The 15,563-nt window shown below is 64.3% G+C and carries 15 protein-coding genes; 6 read left to right on the top strand and 9 right to left on the bottom strand.

Going from position 1 to position 15,563, the window contains the following annotated elements; all coding sequences use genetic code 11:
- Window positions 1–12 precede the first annotated feature (12 nt).
- Window positions 13–1,005, top strand: a complete 993-nt coding sequence (locus U9970_RS11485; RefSeq protein WP_322764300.1) for a Gfo/Idh/MocA family oxidoreductase — start codon at window positions 13–15, stop codon at window positions 1,003–1,005.
- Here the strand turns inward: U9970_RS11485 and U9970_RS11480 are convergent.
- Window positions 1,002–4,280, bottom strand: a complete 3,279-nt coding sequence (locus U9970_RS11480) for a glycoside hydrolase family 15 protein (RefSeq protein WP_322764299.1) — start codon at window positions 4,278–4,280, stop codon at window positions 1,002–1,004. The two genes, U9970_RS11485 and U9970_RS11480, sit on opposite strands and share 4 nt — an antisense overlap.
- 60 nt (window positions 4,281–4,340) lie before the next feature.
- Here U9970_RS11480 and U9970_RS11475 point away from each other — a divergent pair, with 60 nt between their 5' ends.
- Window positions 4,341–5,066 (top strand): WecB/TagA/CpsF family glycosyltransferase, encoded by a 726-nt coding sequence (locus U9970_RS11475; protein ID WP_322764298.1) that lies wholly within the window; start codon window positions 4,341–4,343, stop codon window positions 5,064–5,066.
- Between the two features lie 8 nt (window positions 5,067–5,074).
- On the opposite strand, the gene U9970_RS11470 is transcribed toward U9970_RS11475, so the two are convergent.
- Window positions 5,075–5,218 (bottom strand): photosystem II reaction center protein K, encoded by a 144-nt coding sequence (locus U9970_RS11470; protein WP_254935149.1) that lies wholly within the window; start codon window positions 5,216–5,218, stop codon window positions 5,075–5,077.
- Window positions 5,219–5,247: 29 nt separating this feature from the next.
- Complete coding sequence (tgt, locus tag U9970_RS11465; protein ID WP_322766121.1) at window positions 5,248–6,381, bottom strand: tRNA guanosine(34) transglycosylase Tgt; 1,134 nt, start codon at window positions 6,379–6,381, stop codon at window positions 5,248–5,250.
- Window positions 6,382–6,430: 49 nt separating this feature from the next.
- On the opposite strand from tgt, the gene U9970_RS11460 reads away from it, so the two are divergent.
- A complete protein-coding gene (locus U9970_RS11460) occupies window positions 6,431–7,192 on the top strand; it encodes an adenosylcobinamide-GDP ribazoletransferase (protein ID WP_322764297.1) in 762 nt (253 codons plus the stop codon).
- On the opposite strand, the gene U9970_RS11455 is transcribed toward U9970_RS11460, so the two are convergent.
- Window positions 7,167–8,285: a sensor histidine kinase gene (locus tag U9970_RS11455; RefSeq protein WP_322764296.1), complete on the bottom strand. Its 1,119-nt coding sequence runs from the start codon at window positions 8,283–8,285 to the stop codon at window positions 7,167–7,169. The genes U9970_RS11460 and U9970_RS11455 overlap by 26 nt on opposite strands.
- Window positions 8,286–8,715: 430 nt before the next feature.
- Between U9970_RS11455 and U9970_RS11450 the strand changes: the two genes are divergently transcribed.
- Entirely contained in the window at window positions 8,716–9,087 is a 372-nt protein-coding gene (locus U9970_RS11450; protein ID WP_106632267.1) for a DUF3155 domain-containing protein, read from the top strand.
- 46 nt (window positions 9,088–9,133) lie between these two features.
- Here U9970_RS11450 and U9970_RS11445 read toward each other — a convergent pair whose 3' ends face one another.
- The gene (locus U9970_RS11445; protein WP_322764295.1) at window positions 9,134–9,760 is read right to left on the bottom strand and encodes an alpha/beta hydrolase; all 627 of its coding nucleotides are present in this window, start codon (window positions 9,758–9,760) and stop codon (window positions 9,134–9,136) included.
- 54 nt (window positions 9,761–9,814) lie between these two features.
- Between U9970_RS11445 and purH the strand changes: the two genes are divergently transcribed.
- Together purH and U9970_RS11435 are read left to right on the top strand one after the other, a co-directional pair.
- On the top strand, window positions 9,815–11,386 hold the full coding sequence (gene purH, locus U9970_RS11440; RefSeq protein ID WP_322764294.1) for a bifunctional phosphoribosylaminoimidazolecarboxamide formyltransferase/IMP cyclohydrolase: 1,572 nt from the start codon (window positions 9,815–9,817) through the stop codon (window positions 11,384–11,386).
- Between the two features lie 95 nt (window positions 11,387–11,481).
- Window positions 11,482–11,946 carry a DUF4079 domain-containing protein gene (locus tag U9970_RS11435; protein ID WP_322766120.1) on the top strand — a complete coding sequence of 155 codons (465 nt, stop codon included), beginning with the start codon at window positions 11,482–11,484 and terminating at the stop codon, window positions 11,944–11,946.
- Window positions 11,947–11,988: 42 nt separating this feature from the next.
- Here the strand turns inward: U9970_RS11435 and U9970_RS11430 are convergent, their stop codons facing one another.
- The 4 genes from U9970_RS11430 to sfsA form a co-directional block, all read right to left on the bottom strand.
- A complete protein-coding gene (locus U9970_RS11430) occupies window positions 11,989–12,651 on the bottom strand; it encodes a DUF1997 domain-containing protein (protein WP_407653119.1) in 663 nt (220 codons plus the stop codon).
- Between the two features lie 137 nt (window positions 12,652–12,788).
- Window positions 12,789–13,985 (bottom strand): 4-hydroxy-3-methylbut-2-enyl diphosphate reductase, encoded by a 1,197-nt coding sequence (locus tag U9970_RS11425; protein WP_255024523.1) that lies wholly within the window; start codon window positions 13,983–13,985, stop codon window positions 12,789–12,791.
- Between the two features lie 37 nt (window positions 13,986–14,022).
- Window positions 14,023–14,796 (bottom strand): GAP family protein, encoded by a 774-nt coding sequence (locus U9970_RS11420; protein ID WP_322764293.1) that lies wholly within the window; start codon window positions 14,794–14,796, stop codon window positions 14,023–14,025.
- Window positions 14,759–15,514, bottom strand: coding sequence for a DNA/RNA nuclease SfsA (sfsA, locus tag U9970_RS11415; protein WP_322764292.1), 756 nt, complete (start codon window positions 15,512–15,514; stop codon window positions 14,759–14,761). The genes U9970_RS11420 and sfsA overlap by 38 nt, the downstream gene beginning before the upstream one ends.
- Window positions 15,515–15,563: the final 49 nt, after the last annotated feature.

The raw sequence follows: 15,563 nt of genomic DNA, 5'->3' as shown, positions 1-15,563 counted from the left end.
AGAGCCCCTGCCTTGAACCCTGTGCGCGTGGGTGTCATCGGCATCGGCAACATGGGTTGGCACCACGCCCGGGTGCTGAGCCTGATCAAAGACGCCGAACTGGTGGGGGTGGCTGATCCAGATGGGAGCCGCGGACAGCTGGCTACCGAGCAGTTCGGGTGCCGCTGGTTTCCCTCCTACGATAAAATGTTGCCGGAGGTGGATGCTGTTTGTATCGCCGTGCCCACCCTGCTTCACCACCGCGTAGGCATGGCCTGCCTGAAGGCCGGGGTGCATGTGCTGATCGAAAAGCCGATCGCAGCCAGTCAGGAGGAGGCAGCTGAGTTGATCCAGGCGGCCGAGCAGGCCGGTCGTTTGCTGCAGGTGGGCCACATCGAGCGTTTCAATCCCGCCTTCCGGGAACTGCGCAAGGTTGTGGCCAATGAAGATGTGGTGGTGCTTGAAGCTCGCCGTCACAGTCCCAACCCAGACCGCGCTAATGACGTGTCGGTGGTGCTCGACCTGATGATTCACGACATCGACCTTGTGCTGGAGTTGGCTGGGGCGCCGGTGATTCGCCTGGCGGCGGCCGGTGGTCGCAGCGCTGAGGGGCCGATCGACTACGTAAACGCCACCCTGGCCTTTGCTAATGGTGTGGTAGCTAGCCTCACGGCTAGCAAGATGGCCCATCGCAAGATTCGCAGCCTTAGTGCCCACTGCCGCGGCAGCTTGGTAGAGACGGATTTTCTTAACCGCACCTTGCACATTCATCGCCGCGCTCACGAGTCGGTGAGCGCAGATCACGGCGAGTTGGTGTACAGGTCCGATGGAGTAATTGAAGAGGTCAGTACCACTTCCATTGAGCCCCTTTACGCCGAACTAGAGCATTTCCTCCAGTGCGTGCGGGGGGTTGAGATCCCGGCGGTGGATGGTTTGCAGGCTTCCCGGGCTTTGCAGCTGGCCGACCTGATTGAGCAGTGCGTCGAGCAGCCCAATCTCTGCATGAGCCTGGAAGTGCCGATCTAGGTCGTCGAAGCTGGCGTGGCTATTTCCGGGCTAGTGAGCTGGCGCAGAGCTGCCAGCTGCCAGCGGCGGCAATCAGCTGGCGAAGCCAAATAAAACTGATCCCAGGCATCTGCCTTATGCAGGCCATATTGGGATTCAGGAATATTGGGGTGGCGTTGTTGCCAGCCCACCCGCACGGCGTGACCGATCACCACGTCTAACACCAGGTCGTCGTCAAATACCACCTCTGGATTAGCACCCATAAAGGTGATCAAGGTGAGCAGGGTTTCCGTGCACAGCTGGCGATAGTCCGGCGCTTCAATTTTGCTGAGTAGGTGATCGACAAGGGCGGCGAAATTACGTTCGCCGGGTGTCTTTTCCCTCAATAGGGGACCGCTGTCCAGGCGGTTGCGCTTCTCCAGCTTGTCGCCGATGACGATGCCGTGGCAGTGGTGCAGTAGATCCCAGATGCCGGGATAAAAATCGCGGGGTACGCGCCCTAGGGCCCCGAGCCGTAGCCGGTGTTGCAGCCAGCAGTCGCCCTTGGGTAGCTCTGCCAGGGGATCGGGAACGTCCCAACGCACCCGGCCGCTCACATGCAGTTGCTCCTGGCGCTGCAGGGAGGCTTTGGCATGTTCCAGGTCAGCCAGCACGGCCCGCAGCCGGCGCTGGATGGCGTGGGGGGGCTGATCGCAAAGTGCCTCGAAGGCGTCGATGGGGTTGAGCTCGGCTTCGCTGGCTAGTTCGCCGGTGAGCAACAGCAGTAGCTGGCCCAGTTGCAGGGTGAGGCTGCCGCTCAGCAGGGCTGGCTCGTGGCGGGCCAGGCTGTCGAGGGCAAGTAGCAATTCCTGCTGCAGCATCCATTCGCGGCCGTCTTCGCCGCTGAAGCGACGGATCATGGCGGCGATGCTGGCGCTGCCCTGGGGCTCGCTGATGCGAGAATCGCTGGTGTAATTACGTCCCACCACCACCTGCTTCTGGCGCACCAGCAGGTCGGTGAGGGCATCTTCCAGTTGGGGATGGACCAGATCGAGGGCCCCAGCCACCCGCCGCACCACGTTCCAGTCGGCTTCGGCCAGGGCGCGGCGGTAGACCTCCTCCAGCAGGTCATGCAGGCGCACCGGTTGGCTGCCGGCCGGTCCCTGCAGCCGGGAGTAGGGACCTAGACGCCGCACCAGCTGCTCCAGCAGCTCGCCCTGCTCTTCCAGGGAGGAGCTGCGCCAGAGCCGATCGGCGAGTTCGCCAATGCTGATGTCCTCCCGTTCGAGCTCTTGCTCCTCCTTGGCGCTAAGGGGGGTCTGGCTGGTGCCAGCCCGCAATGGGGTGGGTATGGGCGCAGGCGGTAGAAGCGCGGCCCCGGGCGCTTGGGCGGGCAGCTCGACCCAGCTGCCCTGGTCGATGAGTTCTGCCAGCGGGGCCAGCTGCACGGGGACGCCGTCCAGCAAACCTGCCTGCAACTGCTGCCCCAGCCTCAGGAAGGCATCTGGGTTGGCCTGGAAGGCCCCCTCGGCGATCGGCAGCAGCAGTAGCGGCGAGCCGCTTCCGCGCCAGTGGCGCTGCAACAGGCGCAGTTCGGCGGTCACGGCGTCCACGAGCTGCTCAGGATCGTCTGCCAGGTAGAAGGTGTCTTCCTCCAGCACGGCTGGGAAAAAGGCAAAACAGCTGCTTCCCTGCCGGTAAAGGCGAGCCGTAGCCATGGTTTCCATCCGCACCGGTGGATGGCCGCTGAGACCTAGGGCCGGGTTTGCACCCACCTGGGCCATCCGTAGCGCCAGCTCCTGGGAGCCGCCGATGCGGATGGCCGCATTGGTGCTGCTGGGGTCGGCGTCGCTGTTGGGGCCATGGGCCAGGGGCAGCCCAGCTGCCTCCAGGCTGGCTGCGATAGCCGCATTGGCTGGCACCAGAGCCACCAGCACCCGGTCGGCGCCGAGAGTGCTGGGCCGGCGTCGCCCGGTTGGGTCGAGATCTTCCGGACTGATTAATCCGGCCAGCAACAGGTCGGATAGCCAGGTGAGGCTCTGGGTCCACAACAAGGGAACGTTGGGGTTGGCCAGCCGGCGCTGGCTGCCGGGCAGTTGCCGTTCGGCTGCGATGGCAGCTTTCGGAACCAGGTAGAGCTCGGGGAGCAGGGCGCCCTCCGCTAGCTCCAGGCTCACTTCACGCAGGCGCTGGCGCCATTGGCGGGCCTCCTCCCAACGCTCTTCGCAGCAGGCCGTGATCAGTTCATAAGCCCAAAACAGGGGCCATTCGCATTCGATGTGCTCAAACTGCGCCAGTTCCTCCCGTTCGTAGTGCAGGCGGGTGTGGTCTTCGACCACGGTTTGGTGGCCATCGCGGCGGAAACGCTTATATCCGTAGGCCCCACCCAGTTCGGCGCGAATCTTGGCGCGGGTGCGCCGCCTCAGCTCTGGGTCGTCCACGGCCCAGGCGGGATAGCCGATCACCGCTAGGCAGGCGCTGTCAACCTCCTTGCTCGCTGATTCCCGCGGCAGCAGGGCGTCCAGGGCCCGGCGCAGCCTCACGATGGCGTCGTGGGGGATCACCAGACAGCTGTGGCCATCACCGTGGGGTCCGTAGAGATCGAGTCCCTCCAGGGATTCCAGAGCGGCCTTGACCAGGCCAATCGAGCTGGCGTTGCGTTCTGGGAGGCCGTGGTTGCCTTTGTCGCCCCTTTCCCAAATGCCGTAGTCGGCCACGCGGTAGGCGCGGGCCACGTAGTACACCAGGTTTTGCACGAAGTCGCGCTCGTGGCTGCTTTGCACCACCACCAGGCCTGAGCGGGTCAGCTGGGCGAGTTGGAGCAGAAACAGCGCCGTGGCATCGAGTTGCAGATGCCCCCAGCCGTCATCGGCCACCACCGCAGCGCCAGTGGCCGTGTCGAACTTGGCGTGGATGGCATGCAGGCGATTCAGGCTGTGCTTAAAGCGCTCCACCTTCGGGGCCTGGCGCAGCATGGCGTTGAGCAGGCCGCGCATCAGTTGCAGCACCCTCGCTTCCAGCTCGTATACGCGGCGACTGGCCCCCCGCAGGCGGCGATGGGCCAGGGCAAGTCCCCAGACGCATTGGATTGAATAAACGCAGTCGCGCACCCAGGCGTCTGCGTAGTTGCCGTGCACGGTATGGGCGGTGCTGGCGGGCAGCAGTCCCGTAATCGGGTGTTGGCGGCTCAACACCACCAGATCAATCTGACTATCCAGCTCCTGCAGCAGGGCCCAGGCCTTAGCCGGATCCAAGGCGGCTGAAACGGTGGGTTCCGGCGGTTGGGCCGGATTGTTCAGTGGCAGGGATTGCGCCATGGATGTCCCTATGCCAGTGGTAGGCCAGCCATATATTCTCCACCCCCACCTCACCCCCTGATGGCATCAACAGCAACTGAGCCACTGCGCACCAGGGTTCTGGGGGTGCCGGTGAGCGTGTGTCCAGATGTGTTTGCAGCGGCCCTGGCCCTGCGGCAGCGCAGTGGTGGGCAGATCGTCACCCTCAATGCTGAGATGACAATGGCCGCTAAGGCCGATCCAGCCTTGGGGGCTGCCATCGCCGCAGCTGCCCTGGTGATTCCAGATGGTGCCGGCGTGGTATGGGCCTTAGGCCGCCAGGGATACCGGGTGCGGCGTAGTCCTGGAATTGAGCTGGCTCGTGATTTGCTCACTCACGCGGCTTCCCATGGCTGGAGGGTGGCATTGGTGGGGGCCTCACCGGAGGTGATGGAGCAGCTCAGTGCGCGCTTGCGCCAGGAGCTTCCCGGGCTAAAGCTGGTGCTCCATGCCCATGGCTACCAACCGGCTGAAGCCTGGCCTGGCTTGGAGCAGCAGCTGCTGGCGGCTCGGCCCGATCTGGTGCTGGCGGCCCTAGGCGTACCCCGCCAGGAAACCTGGATTCAGCAGCTGCCTGGGCGCAGTGGCGGCCTCTGGATGGGTGTGGGAGGCAGCTTTGACGTTTGGGCTGGGGTCAAAAAAAGAGCCCCCGCTTGGATGGGAGCCCTGCAGATCGAATGGTTGTACCGGCTGATTCAGGAGCCCAGTCGCTGGCGCCGAATGCTCTCCTTACCCAAATTTGCCTGGGAGGTGCTCAGGCAGGGCTGAGGCCGGATTCAGCGAAAGCCGACGGAGGCTTGCCACACGAAGGCAAGCAGCAGAAAGAAAAGGGGAATGATCGGCAGGATGTCGACCAGTGGTCCGAAGGCTTGGTAGGCCTCGGGGAGTTGGGCCAGGGTTTGCAGGGCGTAGGAAGCCATCCCGGAATTCACTGAGCTAGGGGCGGACGCTACCACGTGTGGGCGGCTGGGGAGTCCGGTTCCCAGGGAGCGAAATCCTCTGCAAAACAGTCGTCGCGGATGGCCTGCCCCATGGCGGTTGAGAAGCGCACCAACTGGGTGATGTTGTGCAAGCTCAACAGAATCTTGCCCAGCAGCTCCTCGCTCTTGATTAGGTGGTGCAGGTAGGCCCTGCTGTGCTGGCGGCAGGCTGGGCAGGGGCAGCTGGCATCCATGGGGGTGTGGTCGTGGCGGAAGCGAGAGTTCTTGAGGTTCCAGCGTTCGCCCCCCACCAAGGCCGCGCCATGGCGGCCGAGGCGGGTGGGAATCACGCAATCAAACAGGTCGAAGCCGTTGGCCACGGCGATGGCCATTTCCCGCAGGGTGCCTATGCCCATTAGGTAGTGGGGCACGGCGTCAGGTAGCAGCGGCCCCAGCTGGCGCACGATCCGATGCATTTCCTCGGTGGGCTCGCCGACACTCACCCCGCCCACTGCTATCCCGGGCAGGCCCATGGAGGCCACCACTTGGGCCGACTCCTGGCGTAGGTGGGGGAAGCAGCCCCCTTGGACGATGCCAAACAGGGCCTGGTCGGACTTGGTGTGGCTGGTGATGCAGCGCTCCAGCCAGCTGTGGGTGCGCCGGCAGGCGGCGGCTACGTCTGCCTCACTAGCGGGATAGGGGGCGCATTGGTCGAAGGCCATGGCCACATCGGCCCCCAGGGCCATCTGGATCGCCATCGAGCGTTCGGGTGTGAGCTCGATGCGGGCGCCGTCGCGTGGTGAGCGGAACACCACGCCGTGGTCGTCGATGGTGTTGATGTCGCCGAGGCTGAAAACCTGGAAGCCGCCGGAATCGGTGAGCATCGGCCCGTCCCAAGCCATGAAGCGGTGTAGCCCCCCGGCATCCGCCACGATCTGCTCGCCCGGCTGCAGATGGAGGTGATAGGTGTTGGAGAGCACCATCTGGGCGCCGGTGTCCCGCAGTTGGGACGCCGTCACCCCTTTCACCGTGGCCAGGGTGCCCACGGGCATGAACCGGGGCGTGGTGACATCGCCATGGGGGGTGTGAAAGCAGCCGCAGCGAGCCCGGGTGCGGCTGCACTGGGCCGTGATGTCGAAGGAGAACGCTGGTGGGAAGCTGATTGCGCCGAACAGGTGCTGTTCCGACGCTAGGTGTCGCTTGCTAGAGCCCGTGCCGAAGTCTTTTTCTGGGTCGATTCCCGGCTGGTTGGGCGATCTTGCCGGTGCCTGGGTGTTTTATTCGGTGCTGCCCGCCTGGCCAGGAGTGCCGCCGCGCTTTGAGCGCATTGCCCGCTTCGCTCCCCTGATTGGTCTAGTGCTTGGCGGGCTGCAGGGCCTTTTCTGGTGGCTTGCCGCTGGCTGGTTGCCCCTTGGAGCCCAGGTGGCCTTGGTGCTAGCCCTCGGGTTGGTGCTCACCGGTGGCTTGCACGTTGATGGCGCAATGGATACGGCCGATGGCTTAGGCGCCGGCCCTAGGGCCTTGGAGGCGATGGCAGATAGCCGGGTGGGCGCATCGGGGGTGCAGGCCCTGGTGGTGGTGCTGCTGCTCAAGGCAGCAGCCCTGCTTTGCCTAGGGGCTGCTGCCCCGCTGGCCTTGCTCTGGGCAGCTTTCTGGGGCCGGGTGGCACCGCTTTTGGCCATGCAGTGGTTTCCGTATTTGAGGGCGCAGGGCAGTGCTGCTTTCCACCGGCAGCACTGGCGTGGTCTGGCCGCGGAACTGGTGCCGGCCCTGCTGGTGTTCGCCCTGGCCCTGGGGCTAGCGGCCTGGACCCTCTGGCCCTGGCCCCAGGGGCTGGGTTTGCTGCCAGCGGTTCTCGTGCCCCTATGGCTCGGCCGCCGTCTTGGAGGCCATAGCGGCGATAGCTACGGAGCCTGTGTCGAATGGACAGAAGCTCTGGCCCTGCTGCTCATGGGCCTGCTGCTGGAAGCCTGAGGCAAAAGGCGTTGCCCCGCTGGGGCAGTTGCCGGGCAACGGCTGCCGGCGGCAACACCAGGTTGAGCTCGCCACCGAGGCTGCGGGCCAGATCCCTGGCCAGAGCCAGTCCAAGCCCCGTCCCCGGCCGCCCCTGCCCCTGCCGCCCCCGGAAACCTTGCTCAAAGATGGCCTGGCGCTCGTTTTCGGCAATCGGCTCGCCGCCATCCCACACCGTCAGTTGCCAGTCCCCTGACGCCAGGGCTTGGCAGTCCAGGCCGATGGCCGTGCCGCTAGGGCTATATCGAAAGGCGTTGTTTAGCAGGTTGGCCAAAATCTCCGCCACGGCGCCACTGTCCCCGTGCCAATTGGGCAAGCAGGATGGCGGATACCAGGGCCGGCCCTGCAGAGAGGCCGTGGCGGCAGCCCGCTGCAGCAAGGGCTCAAGCCAGTCGCGCAGGGGCTGGCCCTCGGGCCCCACCAGCCCGGGGGGAAGTAGCAGGGGCGCCGCTGCTTCGCCGCCGACGGCGGCTTGTTCGTGGCGGCCCAGCTGGCTGAGGGCATCCACGTAGCGGTTGAGCTGGCGCTCTTCCGCCAGCAAGCCTTCCACTAGGGGTCGGTTCTGCTGGTCTTGTTCGAGGCGCCGCAGCAGTAGTTGGCCGAAGGTGCGTAGGGCGGCGAGGGGGTTGCGCAGCTGGTGCAACAGCAGGCCCAATTCGGCTTGCTGTTGCTCGAGGGTCTGCTGCAACTGCTGTTGTTCCAGATCAAGGCAGAGTGCTTCGGTAAGACAGAGGGCGACGGCTTGGAGCCGCTGCCCGAGGCTGTCTGGCCAGGGCACCACGCTGGTTTCCACCTGGATCGCGCCCAGCAGCACCCTTTGGTGGCGCAGCGGCAGCCAGCGCCGCTCCTCGGCGGGCAGGCTCAGCGGGCTGCCAGCTTCCACCGCAGGCAGGGCGCGGCCGTCACTTGGCCACTGACCAATCGGTACAAGGATTGGGGCGTTGGCTTCGCCGGGCTGGGTGACGTAAACCACCAGGGAGCTGAGGTCGCTGCGATCAGCGAACTGGGCTAGCTGGAAGCGCAGTAGAGCGAGAAAGCGGTTGGAGACTTGCATCTGCTGCCCTCAGCCCTGGCCGTGTTCCAAAAAGTTTGGATAAGGCGTGGGAAAACCAGAAAAAAGTCTTAAGATGAGCGGTATCGACCAATACGGCGCGGTCCGCAAGCGGGCAGCGGTTCGTCGTCGTGACGCCCTCACCCTTTGTTGCCCATTTCGGGAAATCAGGCTACAGCAGTGACAGATCCGACTTACGCCGATCTTGCTTCCTGTTGTTCTGCACCCCGAATGGGCGGGATGTTGCGTCACTGACCCCTGGGCCTGCTGACTCTCTCGGACAACAGAACGTTTGGGCGTCGCCCTGCTCTCCGAATTTTGGGGGGTATGGGTTGTCTGAGTCACGGACCCTGCGCATGTTTTGCGCTCCCACTGTCCGTTCCCCTCCGGTTTCTCTTCCTCCTCTTAATTCCTCCTTCCCGGGAGCAGTTCAATGTCCAAAAAGCGCAAGCGGATTAGCCGTCGCCGGCTCGCAGGCCAGCGGGTGCTGGCGCATGTCCCCACCTTTAATCTCGAGACCGGCTCCCACAAGCCGGTCACGGCAGCACGCCGCTTCATTGCTGAGGAGCTGTTGGTGCCCCCAGCAATTCTCAACGTGCGCCGCAACGAGCACACCACTGATCGCTTCTTCTGGGGCGAAAAGGGCCTGTTCAGCGCCCAATACGCCGAGGAAAACCATTTCCTGTTTCCCTCACTGCGCACGATCGTCGACCGCATCGGTGAGGAGGTGCTTTTCGAAGGCATCGAAGCCCTCGCCGCCGACGACTGGGAAGAAATGGAGGAGTACGAATACGCCTTCGTTTGAGCTTGGCTTTGCCCTGGCGTAACTCAGGTGGGCCGATGGTTGTTCATCATGACCACTGGCCTGCCAAGTAGCTCCTCAGGGCAGGAAACAGGCAGCTGTCAATTGTGTGGCCGCCTGTAAAGCCAACCAGTTCGGTGTCGATGCCACCCAGTTGCAACTGCTTTTTCAGGGCCTCACTGGCTCCGAAGGGCACGACAGGATCCTGTTCGCCATGGGTGAGCAGGATTTTTGGCAGGGATGCTGCGGCTGGCTGCCAGCCGGGATGGGGGTAGCCGCTGCAGCCGATCAGAGCGGCCAGGGGGAGGCCGCTGCCGGCTGTGGCCACATCAAGGGCCATTGCTGCGCCTTGGGAGAAGCCCAGCAGAGCGGTTTGCTGCAGGGGCACTTCTACGGCTAGGGCCAGGAGCCGCTCTAGCAGCTGGGTTCGAGCGGCAGGCAGCTGGGGCCAATTTGGCTGTTGCAGATCGTACCACTGCCGGCCGCTACCGCTGGGATGCGGCAGTGGTGCCCGCAGGGCCACCACGCTCACCGCTGGCCCCACCAGCAACTCGGCCAGGTCGAGTAGGTCGTCGGCATCCGCTCCCCAGCCGTGCAGCAGCACCAGGCGCCGGTCGCCCAGGTCCGGGCCACTGCGGATTAGTTGGTCATCGGGCCGGCTGGTTTGGCTACTCATGACGGGGGATCTGTTGCTGCGTAGGTTGGCCCTAAACCTGCACGTTTGGCAGCCATGGCCCCCACGGCCCTTCTCAGCGTCTCCAATAAGGAGGGCCTGGTGCCCTTGGCCGAGGGGCTGCTGGAGGCTGGCTATCGATTGATCTCTAGTGGTGGCACCGCTGCGGCCCTCAAGGCGGCCGGGCTTGAGGTCACCAAGGTGGCGGAGCACACCGGCGCCCCTGAGATCTTGGGCGGCCGGGTTAAGACCCTGCACCCACATATCCATGGCGGCATCCTGGCCCGCCGCTGCGAGCCCAGCCACCAGGCTGATCTGGATGCCCAGGGCATTGCGCCGATCGACGTGGTGGTGGTCAACCTCTACCCATTTCGAGAAACCGTTGCCAACCCCGAGGTGGCATTCGATACCGCCATCGAGAACATCGATATCGGCGGCCCGGCCATGGTGCGGGCAGCGGCCAAAAATCACGCCGATGTGGTGGTGCTGACCAGCCCCAGCCAATACGGACCCTTTCTTGAGTCTCTGCGCACCGGAGCCATCAGCGCCGCCCTGCGGCGCCAGCTGGCGCTGGAAGCTTTCCAGCACACCGCTAGCTACGACACGGCGATAAGCAGCTGGCTGGCAGGCCAACTAGCCGGCGCAGTCGAGGTCCCATCAGAGGTCCCATCAGCGGTGGCGGCGCCCCTGCGACTGGAACTGCCCGCCCGCCAGAGCCTGCGCTACGGAGAAAACCCCCACCAACAGGCCACCTGGCACAGCGAGCCCGCTGCCGGCTGGGGCGCCGCGGTGCAACTTCAGGGCAAGGAGCTCAGCTACAACAACTTGATCGATCTCGATGCGGCCCTCGCCACCGTGCGGGAGTTTGGCTACGGCCCTGGGGCCCAGCCCGCGGCGGTTGTGGTCAAGCACACCAACCCGTGCGGCGTGGCCATCGGCCACAACGGCGCAGCTGCCCTCAGCCGGGCCCTTGACGCCGATCGGCTTTCAGCCTTCGGCGGCATTGTGGCGATCAACTGTGTGGTGGATCTAGCCACCGCCGAATTGCTGACCAGCCTGTTCCTTGAATGTGTAGTGGCGCCTGGCTTTGATGGACCGGCATCGGAGCGGCTGGCGACGAAAGCCAATCTGCGCCTGCTGGAATTGAATCCTGCGGCGATCGCTCTGGCGTCCAGGCGCCAGCTGCGCACCCTGCTGGGCGGGGTACTGGTACAGGAGCTAGACGATCAACCGGTTGATGGAGCGGCCTGGCAGGTGGTGAGCGAACGTCAGCCCACAGCCCAGGAGCTCGACGACCTCGGTTTTGCCTGGAAGCTGGCCCGCCACGTGCGCTCCAATGCCATCACCGTGGCCAAGGGTGGTCAGAGCCTGGGCATTGGCGCCGGCCAGATGAATCGGGTTGGCTCAGCCAGGCTGGCCTTGGCAGCGGCCGGGGATCGGGCCAGGGGCGCGGTGCTTGCTAGCGATGGCTTCTTCCCCTTCGATGACACCGTGCGGCTGGCGGCTGGTCAGGGCATCACTGCTGTGATTCAGCCTGGCGGCAGCGTGCGCGACGCCGATTCGATCACTGCCTGCAATGCCCTTGGCTTGGCGATGGTGGTAACTGGTCGCCGTCATTTTCTTCATTAACGCCCTTGCTGGGGCGCAGTGAGTTGTAGTTTCGATTCATAAGTCCTGTTCTGCTGCGCACTTGCCGCAGCCATCCCTTGGCCCCTTCTGACGCCCTGCCCGAAGCCCTCGCCTACAACCTCAACTTCCTCCATCCCCTGCTGATGCTGGGCCTGTTGGCCCTCTCCAGCTACGGGATGCTGCTTGGCATCAGGGCTAAGAAAACCCGCACCGCGGATCCTGAGACCCGCAAGCAGCTGATCAAGGGGCAGTTTGCCAAGCGCCATTTCCAGATCGGCAGCCTGATCCTGGCGATCACCGTGCTGGGCACCTTCGGCGGCATGGCCGTTACCTACCTCAATAACGGCAAATTATTTGTAGGCCCCCACCTGCTTGTGGGCATTGGCATGACCTGCTTGGTAGCCCTGGCGGTGTCGCTTACCTCCCTGATGCAGCAGGGCAATCTGATCGCCCGCAAGGTCCATGTGGGCCTCAACATGGCGATGATGACTTTGTTCCTGTGGCAGGCGGTGAGTGGCTTTCAGATCCTCAATAAAATCTGGGAAAACCGCCCTGCTTGAGGGTTAGGCGAGGTTCCAAATTTGAAAGACAGCCCAGTTGATTTAGAACTGGGCGCTTCGCCGGGGCGGGCACTCAAGATCGTGGCTGCCGTGAAAATCTTCCTGCACCTTCCAGGTGAGCCGGCGAGAGATCTGCCTCACGATCTGACGCAGCAGGTGGTCGCCGCTCGACTGCACCAGCCCATCAGGCAGCAGGGTGATCACCCCGGGTAGGCGTACCCAGACGCTCAGGTCGAGCTCCCAGCGCACCAAAGTTTGGGGCCTGGGATCGTTGGAAGCGACGGCAGCATCATTGGCTTGGTCCAGTTGCAGCGAGGCGTTGAACTCGACGTCGTAAAGCCCTTCAAGCTTGGGATCGCCGCCGGGGTGGGGCACGGTCAAGATTCGGTACAGCCCCTGGTCTTGGGGCAGCAATTCCAGGCCGATGGTGGGCTCCACCTCGAAACCGAAGTTGCCAAAGGTGCCCAAAGTCAGGGCGTAACCCCGCGTGCCTAGTGCTTCCACACTCATCGGGGCAGCGCAACGGCGAAACCAGCCCTCGTGGTGATCGAGGTATTGGGAGACAACGGGCGAGCTGGCCCGCATTTCCATTACGTCTGCAAAGGCACTTGCATAGCGCCGCACCCGCGGATCATCGCTGTCGCGCAGCAGCAGACCGGAGTCCAGCTCTGCCTTGCACGACGGATGGGCTGATGCGGTTGACAACGACAAAGGCAACTCCTGGCGTTTGACCAGCCCTGGCAGCAAGATGCCGGACTTATTCAAGGCGTTCTTTAATCAATGTAAAGCTCCCGGTGGACCCGCGTGCCGTCCGCTGTGACACCCGAACACCTTGGTTCGGTTCAGGCTTCGCAGAGTTCGATCAGCCGCTCGATCACGTCCTCCACCACTCGGTCGGGGGTGGAGGCCCCGGAGGTTATGCCCACTCGGATTGGGCCTTCAGGCAGGAAGGGCTGCTCGATTTCCAGCACGCCCCCTAGGGGCATGTGCTCGATGCGGTTGCCAGGGCCAATGCGCTCGGGGGTGTCGATGTGGAAGGAGCGGATGCCGCGGCTGACGGCGATCTCCTGCAGGTGGGTGGTATTGGAGGAGTTGTAACCGCCGATCACCACCATCAGGTCGAGGGGCTCATCAACTAGGGCGAAAATGGCGTCCTGGCGCTCCTGGGTGGCGTCGCAAATGGTGTTGAAGGCCAGGAAGTGCTCATTGAGCTCGATGGGGCCGAAGCGCTGCAGCATGGTGCGCTCGAACAGGCGGCCAATCTCTTCGGTTTCGCTCTTCAGCATGGTGGTCTGGTTGGCGACGCCCACCCGGATCAGATCGCGGTCGGGGTCGAAGCCGGGCGAGCAGGCTTTAGCGAAGCGGTCCATGAAGGATTGCCGATCGCCGTTGCCGAGGATGTATTCGCTCACCATCTGGGCTTCGGCCAGGTCGAGCACCACCAGGTAGATGCCGGCGAAGCTGCTGGTGGCGAGGGTTTCCTCGTGCTTCACCTTGCCGTGAATGATCGAGGTGAAGGAGTGCTTTTTGTGCTTTTCCACCGTGTTCCACACCTTGGAGACCCAGGGGCAGGTTGTGTCAACGATGTGGCAGCCCCGCTCGCTCAGCAGCTGCATCTCTTGCACGGTGGCGCCGAAGGCGGGCAGGATCACCACATCACCGCTGGCAACCTCCGAAAAATCTTTCATGCCGTCTTCCACGGAGATGAACAGCACGTTCATGTCGCGCAGGTGATCGTTGACCGAAGGGTTGTGGATGATTTCGTTGGTGATCCAGATCCGTTCAGTGGGGTAGTGGCGCCGGGTTTCGTAGGCCATCGCCACCGCCCGCTCTACGCCCCAGCAGAACCCAAAAGCTTCCGCCAGCCGCACGGTGAGCCGGCCGCTCTCGAGCGAGTAGCCGCTTTCCCGCAGCTTGGCGATCAGATCGCTTTGGTAGGCCTGCTCCAGGCTTCCTGCCACCTCATTGCCCAAACCGAAGCCTCGGCGGTTGTAACGCTCCGAGTGGTGCAAGGAGCGTTTGAAGGCGCGGGTATCCACAGCGTCGAGGTCTCGGTCAATCAACTCTATGGGCCCCTTAGGTCAGAGCTGCGGCTCCCAGGGTCATCTGATGGAGCCCCTCAATTCCCTGCCAGCCCAGATAGACCCCCAGCACCAGGGCAAATACCCCCACCAGCCATTCGGCCCGATGCACAAGCCAGTCGTTGAGGCGGCTCAGGGGCTGGCGCAGCCTGCCGCCGCTCAGCAGCCAGGCCAGTGGTGGCAGCAGCAGTAGCGAGGTGGTTACGGCCACAAATACGGCCCCCACCTCCAGGTCGCCGCGCAGGGAGGTGTGGTTGGTGAGCAACATGCCGCCTTCCTTGGCGTAAAAAACCAGATTTTCCGGGCTGATCAAGGCACAGCCAGCTCCCAGCCCGAGCAGGGGAAACCAGTCGAGCTCGGGTAGCTGGCCCATCAGTTGCATCGCCCAGCTCTCCTCCCCGATGGCTGCCGCAGGGGTTAGCTGGAACAGCCCCAGGGCCACCAGGGCGCCGGCACCGATCAGGTCCATCAGCACCTGGCCGCGGCTGCCCAGCTGCATGGCCCAACTGAAGCGACTGCCTACCAGCACCACCGTTGTGAGCGCGCCACCGTTGGCGAGTATCCAGCCCCCCAGGTAGGTGGAGCAGCGTCGCAGCGGGTTGGGGCCCAGCAGCAGCAGCGCCACCAGAGCGATGTTGAGTGGGCTGAAGGAAATGCCCAGGCCGAGGGCGATGGTCTGGGTGAGCCAGTGGAACGGGAGCATCGCGGGATTGTGGCGCTTAGCCAGCGCCTTAGGCGGGGCCGTGGGTTTCCACCGCCCCAATTCCATGCCAGTTCACCTCGCTGGCGCTGAAGCTGTAGCGGCAGGGCAGTACCTCCACGCCCGCCGCTAGGGCCTGGCGAAACAGTTCGCCGTAGCGCGGGTCGGCCGCGTCGCCCGGGGCAAAGCGGCTCACATCGCCGCGGCTAAGGCAGGGCACCAGCACGGCCCGGCTCTCTGGCAGCAGGGCCATCAGCTCCACCAGGTGTTTTTGGCCCCGTTCAGTAACGGTGTCTGGGAAAAGGGCCAGCTGCCCTTCGCTCCAGGTGGTGTTTTTCACCTCCAGGTAGATCGGCCTGGGATCGGCGGCGTTTTCCGCTGGGGTGAGCAGCAGGTCTATGCGGCTGCGGCGCCCTTCGCCATAGGGCACCTCGGCCCGGATGGCGGCGATCGGCCCCAGCCAGGGCTCTAGGCAACCGGCCTCAATCGTGGCCCGCACCAGATGGTTGGGCAGGGCCGTGTTGATGCCCACCCAGATGGGCGTGCCATCGGCGCCAGCCACCTGGGCCTGCTCCCAGGTCCAGGCCAGCTTGCGGCTGGGGGAGGGGGCGTGGCGCAAGCGCACCCGGCCGCCGGGGTGCAGCACTCCGGTCATTGGCCCGGTGTTGGCGCAGTGGGCCGTGACCAGCTCGCCGTTTTCTAGTTCGATGTCGGCCAGGAAGCGCTTGTAGCGCTTCACCAAGGTGCCTTCCACCAAGGGGCCGAGGCTGAGCACGCAGGTGGCCATGGCGGGCAGGCTGGGGTGGATTGGAGCAGGCCGGCCATACTGCCGCCAA

The organism is Cyanobium usitatum str. Tous (assembly GCF_963920485.1).
In the GTDB taxonomy this organism is placed as follows: domain Bacteria; phylum Cyanobacteriota; class Cyanobacteriia; order PCC-6307; family Cyanobiaceae; genus Cyanobium_A; species Cyanobium_A usitatum_A.
This window is presented reverse-complemented; position numbering and strand designations above follow the sequence as displayed.

Bases quoted from the DNA above. Each gene is read 5' to 3' on its own strand.
- U9970_RS11455 (WP_322764296.1), bottom strand. From the start codon at position 8,285: ATGCAAGTCTCCAACCGCTTTCTCGCTCTACTGCGCTTCCAGCTAGCC.
- U9970_RS11445 (WP_322764295.1), bottom strand. From the start codon at position 9,760: ATGAGTAGCCAAACCAGCCGGCCCGATGACCAACTAATCCGCAGTGGC.
- U9970_RS11450 (WP_106632267.1), top strand. From the start codon at position 8,716: ATGTCCAAAAAGCGCAAGCGGATTAGCCGTCGCCGGCTCGCAGGCCAG.
- sfsA (WP_322764292.1), bottom strand. From the start codon at position 15,514: ATGGCCACCTGCGTGCTCAGCCTCGGCCCCTTGGTGGAAGGCACCTTG.
- U9970_RS11470 (WP_254935149.1), bottom strand. From the start codon at position 5,218: ATGGCTTCCTACGCCCTGCAAACCCTGGCCCAACTCCCCGAGGCCTAC.
- U9970_RS11480 (WP_322764299.1), bottom strand. From the start codon at position 4,280: ATGGCGCAATCCCTGCCACTGAACAATCCGGCCCAACCGCCGGAACCC.
- U9970_RS11420 (WP_322764293.1), bottom strand. From the start codon at position 14,796: ATGGAATTGGGGCGGTGGAAACCCACGGCCCCGCCTAAGGCGCTGGCT.
- U9970_RS11475 (WP_322764298.1), top strand. From the start codon at position 4,341: ATGGCATCAACAGCAACTGAGCCACTGCGCACCAGGGTTCTGGGGGTG.
- purH (WP_322764294.1), top strand. From the start codon at position 9,815: ATGGCCCCCACGGCCCTTCTCAGCGTCTCCAATAAGGAGGGCCTGGTG.